The organism is Mesorhizobium sp. M2A.F.Ca.ET.037.01.1.1 (assembly GCF_003998075.1).
Classification (GTDB): Bacteria; Pseudomonadota; Alphaproteobacteria; order Rhizobiales; family Rhizobiaceae; genus Mesorhizobium.
The window spans coordinates 1-6082 of the sequence record NZ_RZSA01000347.1; the positions used below are offsets into that span (position 1 = coordinate 1).

Genomic DNA, 6082 nt, shown 5'->3' on the forward strand with positions numbered 1-6082 from the left:
GCTAAAGCATGTCTCTCGAAAGTGGGAACCGGTTTCGGGATAAAGACATGCGTAAAATCAAAAACCTAAAGCGCATGGAGCGAATCTGAAAGATCGCGACGCGCTTTAAGTGCCGGACATCACAGAGAGGCGATAAATGTGCCTCGATAGATCCTCCCGGCGATATATTCCGAACCCGGCTCCAGCCGCCGCGACCATCACACTATTGGGCGGCGGTTGCTTCAGTAGAACGCTGTCCCCAGAAACAGAACGGCCCGTCCTGGCCGCTTACTTGACAGGAACTCGTCGTATGAGATTATCCGCTGTGATTTTCGAGGAGAGCAATCGCATGAAGAAGACTTACGAGAAGCCTGTTTTCGTCCGCAAGGGCAAGCTTTCGGCGATTGTGGCGGGTTCTTTGCCCACGCCGGGTTGACGCTGAAATCACCGCCATTTTGAGCATCTATCGATAGGGGACATCCTGATATGAAGAAGACATATGTGAAGCCTGAGTTCGTCCGCAGGGGCAAGCTTTCGGCGATTGTGGCCGGTTCGCCGGCTCCACAGTGATCGAGAGCCCCAAAGCCTGATCTTTCAAGAATCCCCGCCACGGCGGGGATTTCTGTTTCTCAGCCCAACTCCACCCAGACCGGCGCATGGTCGCTGGGGTTTTCCCTTCCCCGCTGCTCGCGATCGATACCGGCCGCTTTCAGTTTCCGCGCCAGCTTCTTCGACAGCAGGATGTGGTCGAGCCGTAATCCGGCATCGCGCGGCCAGCGGTTCCGGCGGTAATCCCAGAAGGTGTAGAGTTTTTCTTCCCTGGGAAAAACCTTGCGCAGCGCGTCCGTCCAGCCCTGCTCGATCAGTGCCGCGAAGGCGGCGCGGCTTTCAGGCTGCACCAGCGCGTTGTCGTCATAAGAGCGTGTCTCATAGATGTCGCGCGGTTCGGGCACGATGTTGAAATCGCCGGCAAGCGCCACCGGCAGGCCGGTATCGAGGAGATCGGTCGCATGCGCGGCGAAGCGCTGGTGCCAGGCGAGCTTGTAGTCGAATTTCGGGCCCGGCCGCGGGTTGCCGTTCGGCGCGTAGAGGCAGGCGATGACGACGCCGTCGACCGCGGCCTCGATGTAGCGGGCCTGGCGGTCGGCATCGTCGCCGGGCAGCGCGTCGCGCGTCAGCACGGGCTCGGCGCCGCGCGCTAGGATAGCGACGCCGTTCCAGGTCGGCTCGCCCTTCCACACCGCGCCATAGCCGGCATTGGCAAGCCGGGTCAGCGGGAACTGCGTGTCGCGGGATTTCAGCTCCTGCAGGCAGACGACATCGGGTTTTGCCCGCGCGAGCCAGGCGAGCAGGTTTTCCAACCGGCTGTTGATGTTGTTGATGTTGAAGGTGGCGAGTTTCATGTTTGGATGCCGCCGCTTCGCGCCTCGTCATCCTCGGGCTTGACCCGAGGATCCATGCCGTGACCTTCGCCGTGGAACGCGGCGGAGAAGAATTTTGCCCCGTCGCAGCGCTCGTATGTAACGGCATGGATCCTAGGGTCTGCGCGCGTCGCTTCGCTCCTTGCTTCGCCCTAGGATGACGAAGCCGAGGGCTGCGCGAACTTAGCCACCATTGTCTCCGCCACCGTCTTCAAATGATCCGCAGTCGAAAAACCCGAGATCGCCTTGCGCGGCTTCAGATCGTGGTCGCCGTCCTCCAGCCAAATCATCTCTATCGCCGAGGAAAGGCCGTAGGTCGCGACCTCCTCCTTGGCGCCGAACTCATCGCGCGTGCCTTGGAAGATCAGTGCCGGCGTCTTCAGGTCAAGGAGATGCTTTGTCCGCAACTGCTCCGGCTTGCCTGGCGGATGGAACGGGTAGCCGAGGCAGGCGAGACCAACGATTTCGCCTTTTTCAAACATCTCGTCGGCGACCATCGAGGCGACGCGGCCGCCCATCGACTTGCCGCCGATGATCAGCTTGCCGGTCACGCCTTTGGCGCGCAGATCGGCGATCGCCTTCACATATTCCGGGTTGACCGTCTCGGCGCGCGGCGGCGGCTTGCGGTGGCCATAGCGGCGCGCGGCCATATAGTGGAACTCGAAGCGCGCGACCTGGAAGCCGGCCGCCGCGAGCGCCTTGGCGGTGGCGGTCATCGAAGGCGAGTCCATCGACGCGCCGGCGCCATGGGCGAGCAGGATGGTGACGGGAGCAGTGTCGAAGCCGTCGAAGAGGAAGTGGGTCATGGATGCGCCAACCTCGCCTTCTCCCCTTGTGGGAGAAGGTGGCCGAGCGAAGCTCGGACGGATGAGGGGTGCTCCAGCTTGGCGGATACGTCCGCCAATATCCTTACTTGCGACAAGGTCACCAGCGCCTCATTCCTTCCAACACCCCTCATCCGTCTCGGCGCTGCGCGCCGATCCACCGCCCGGGGGCGAGCCACGGGTCTCGCCCCGTCCTTCGGACCCCACAGGGGGAGAAGGAAGAAGCGCTACCCCGCCGTGCGCGCCATGTGCAAATCCACGAACTGGATTCCCTTCTGCGCAGTCCGCGCCCATTCGGACTCCGAGTCCAGCTCCAGATAGCGCACCCACAGCCGCCGCGCCTCCGTCAGATCGCCCGCGTCGAACTCCAGCCGCGCCAGGTTGAACACCGGGTCGGCATAGGTCTTGTCGAGGGCGATCGCCTTCTGCAGGTGCCGCCTTGCCGACGCCACCTTGCCCCCGTCGCTCATCAGCCCGGCGAGGTTGAACCAGGCTTCGACGAAACCGGGGTCGAGCTTGATCGCCCGGGCATAGTCATGCGCCGCTTCGGCGATCCGGCCGGCGCCGCGCAGGCAGTTGGCGCGGTTGAAGGCGGCGATGGCGTCCTTCGGGTCGATCGCCAGGCAGCGCTGGTAGAGCGCGGCCGCATCGTCATGGCGCTCTTCTTCTTCCGCCATCTCGGCCTCGGTGAAGAGCTCTTCCAGCGTGTCGTCTTCCGGCGAGCCGAGGTCGAACAGCAACTGGCCGTCGAGCTCGCTCGTCCCATCCTCGAGATAAATCGCGTCCCGTCGGCCGTGCTGCGAGCCGAGATTGAGCGATTTTGCCGTGAGCGATGCGACCGGGCCGGAACGGTGCACCGATCGCGCGATCGCGCCCCAGGTGGCGCCGCTGGCGATCAGCCCGGCATATTTGCGAGCCAGGATCAGGTCGCGGAAGGAATAAGGCTCGCCGTCATGCTCGAAAGCGTCGAACAGCGAGAGCATGTCGAGATCGCCGCCCGCAAGCCGCGACTGGTCGATCAGCGATTGCCGGGACAGCGACGAGGCGTCGGGCGCCTTCATCAGGCCGAGCAGGCGCAGGAAACCGTTCTCGCTGATGAGTTGCCGGCCAGCTTCGCGTTCGGCCTTGGCGCGGCGCTCGATCTCGGCGTCGCCGGATTTCGCCTTGGCCAGAAGCGCGCGACCGAACACGACATGAGTGGTGCGGCGGGTGACGCCGCGCCTCAGCTCCGCATGGCGGCGCTCGACCTCGCGCGCGGCGAGCCGCAGCGGAAAGGCGGCCAGCGCGCCGACGACGCCGAAGACGGCGCCTGGAACGATCACCGGCCCTCCCGTCACTTCTTGCTCTTGCCGACGGCCTTCAACAGGTTCGCCTTCAGCGGGTTCTCAGGTGCACCGCCGGCAGCCGTCTTACTGGCGGGCTTTGCGGGCGCTTCCTCGGCCTTGCTCTTCGACTTGGCCGGGGGCTTGGCCTGCTGCGACAGGCTGGCCTTCAGCGCATCCATGAGGTTGATGACATTGCCGCGCTCGGGCGCCGCCGCAATGATCGGCTTGTGGCCCTTCAGCTTCTCGCGGATCATCGCCATCAGCGCCACCTCGTAGCGATCCTCATAGTTCTTCGGATCGAAGTGGGTTTGCTTCTGCTTGATCAGCGCCATGGCAAGCTCCAGCATTTCCGGATCCGGCTTGCCGGCCGGGATGTTGCCGAAATATTCAGCCGTGCCGCGCACTTCGTTGGGGTTCCTCAAGGTACAGACGAACATGCCGTTCTTGCGCGCGCCGATGGTCACCACGCGCTCGCGGCTGGAGAGGACCAGCCGCGCAATCGCCAGCTTGCCGGATTTGCGCATGGCTTCGCGCAGCACCGCGAAGGTTTCTTCCGCCATGGCGCCGTCGGGCGCGAGATAATAGGGCGAGTCCTGGTAAATGACATCGACCTCGCCCTCATCGACGAAGGCCTCGATGTTCATCGTGTGATTGGATTCGATCCGGACCGCGTCGAGATCGGCGTCGTCGATGATGATGTACTGCTTGTCCTCATATTCGTAGCCCCGCACCAGATCCGACCGCTCGACCAGGCCAAGCTCGGGATCTACCGGCTTCATGTTGATGCGGTTGTGCGTCTTCTTATGCAGCTGATTGAACGAGATGCGCTCGCTCGCGCTGGTGGCCGGGTAAAGCCGGACCGGACAGCTGACGAGGCTGAGCTTGAGGTAACCTTTCCAACTTGCCCTGGGCGCCATGATGAACTCCTACGCGGCCATGCACTGACACTATGTTGGAGCATGGTCCTGTCGCGATCATGCTCTTGCAGCGCTTCGTCCGTAGGACGATTGAGGCTGCGGAAATCCCGCACCGACCCGTGATGGTACTGCCGAATTCCTAGCGAAGTGTTTTCTGAGGCCGGTTGGCGCGGAGGATAGTTCAAATTGTAGGAAGCGTCGATGGAGTGGATTGAGACGCTGGAGATTAGCCGAAGCCCCGAAGCTTCGTCATCCTAGGGCGAAGCAAGGAGCGAAGCGACGCGCGCAGACCCTAGGATCCATGCCGTGACATGCGAGCGCCGCGACGGTGCAGATCGCTTACCAGCCCGCCCCGCGAAAGAGCTCGGACCATTCTGGATTGGTCTTCTCGATCAGTTCGATCTTCCATTTTCGTGGCCAGCGCTTGAGCGATTTCTCGCGCTGTATGGCATCGGCGATATTGAAGTATTCCTCGTACCAGACTAGACGTTGCACGCCGTAGCGGCTGGTGAAACGCGAGCCTTGGCCGTTCTTGTGCTCGGGCATCCGACGCGCGAGGTCGTTGGTGACACCGATGTAGATCGTGCCGCCTTTCTGGCTCGCGGTCATATACACGTAACCTGTCATCGAGCGATTCTAATTGCCGCTGGTTCTGGTGGCTATTCTTCTGGACGCGCCTAAGGCCAATGTCACGGCATGGATCCTAGGGTCTGCGCGCGTCGCTTCGCTCCTTGCTCCGCCCTAGGATGACGAAATCCTAGCGCTTGCGCTGCCCTCTCAAGCCGGCGCGGCCCCCTCTCCGGCCGCTACGCGGCCACCTCTCCCCCACTCCGTGGGGGCGAGGAACTAGCGTTCCACCACCGGCAAATCCCGCGCCGCCTCATCGATCTCAGCCCAGGGATCGCCCGAGGTCTCCAGCAGGCCCGGCAGCGAGGCGTAGTTCAGGTCCTCCGGCGCGTCGATGGTCTCGAGGTCTGTCCAGCTCACCGGCGTCGAGGCCGGCAGGTTGGTGCGGGCGCGCAGCGAATAGGGAGCGGCGGAGGTGTGGCCGCGGGCGTTGCGGTGGAAGTCGATGAAGATGCGCTTCTTGCGGTTCTCCTTGCCCATGGTGGTGGTGAAGGTGTCGGGCGCGCTTGCCGCGAGCAAGGTGGAAATGGCGCTGCTCGCCTGGTGCAGTTTCTTCCAGTTCTGCTTTCGGGTCACCGGCACGGTGATGTGGATGCCCTTGCCGCCGGAGGTCTTCACGAAGGGCACCAGGCCGAGGCTTTCCAGCCCGCCCTTGATGTGGACCGCCGCCTCGACCACCTCGCGCCACGAAATCCCCTCGCCCGGGTCGAGGTCGAAGACGATCTGGTCCGGCCTGTCGAGTTTTGTGCGGTGCGTGCCCCAGGTATGGAACTCGACGACGCCGAATTGCGCCAGCGCCAGATAGCCCTTGGCGTCCTCGACCGAAAGATAGGTTTTCGTCTCGCCTTCCGAATTGACGCTCTCGAACACCGCCACCGAAGGCGGCATGCCGGTGAAGGCGTGGCGCTGGAAGAAGCAGTCCTGCGGCTTGCCGGTCGGGCACCGCACCAGCGACACCGGCCGGCCGATGATATGCGGCAGCATGAAAT

The 6082-nt window shown here is 63.2% G+C and carries 6 protein-coding genes; all 6 read right to left on the minus strand.

Translation table 11 applies throughout. The features are described from left to right. Positions 1–608 precede the first annotated feature (608 nt). Positions 609–1382: an exodeoxyribonuclease III gene (gene xth / locus EOA27_RS18070; RefSeq protein ID WP_126083301.1), complete on the minus strand. Its 774-nt coding sequence runs from the start codon at positions 1380–1382 to the stop codon at positions 609–611. A 170-nt stretch (positions 1383–1552) separates the two neighbouring features. Further along, on the minus strand, positions 1553–2206 hold the full coding sequence (locus tag EOA27_RS18075; RefSeq protein ID WP_126083302.1) for an alpha/beta fold hydrolase: 654 nt from the start codon (positions 2204–2206) through the stop codon (positions 1553–1555). 245 nt (positions 2207–2451) lie between these two features. Continuing rightward, entirely contained in the window at positions 2452–3546 is a 1095-nt protein-coding gene (locus tag EOA27_RS18080) for a tetratricopeptide repeat protein (RefSeq protein ID WP_126083303.1), read from the minus strand. A gap of 11 nt (positions 3547–3557) precedes the next feature. Then, on the minus strand, positions 3558–4466 hold the full coding sequence (locus tag EOA27_RS18085) for a Ku protein (protein ID WP_126083304.1): 909 nt from the start codon (positions 4464–4466) through the stop codon (positions 3558–3560). Between the two features lie 339 nt (positions 4467–4805). After that, positions 4806–5093, minus strand: a complete 288-nt coding sequence (locus EOA27_RS18090) for a GIY-YIG nuclease family protein (protein ID WP_126083305.1) — start codon at positions 5091–5093, stop codon at positions 4806–4808. Positions 5094–5312: 219 nt separating this feature from the next. After that, on the minus strand, positions 5313–6082 hold a 770-nt coding region (gene ligD, locus EOA27_RS18095; protein ID WP_145970394.1), incomplete at its 5' end, for a non-homologous end-joining DNA ligase.

Bases quoted from the DNA above. Each gene is read 5' to 3' on its own strand.
- xth (WP_126083301.1), bottom strand. From the start codon at position 1,382: ATGAAACTCGCCACCTTCAACATCAACAACATCAACAGCCGGTTGGAA.
- EOA27_RS18075 (WP_126083302.1), bottom strand. From the start codon at position 2,206: ATGACCCACTTCCTCTTCGACGGCTTCGACACTGCTCCCGTCACCATC.
- EOA27_RS18085 (WP_126083304.1), bottom strand. From the start codon at position 4,466: ATGGCGCCCAGGGCAAGTTGGAAAGGTTACCTCAAGCTCAGCCTCGTC.
- EOA27_RS18090 (WP_126083305.1), bottom strand. From the start codon at position 5,093: ATGACAGGTTACGTGTATATGACCGCGAGCCAGAAAGGCGGCACGATC.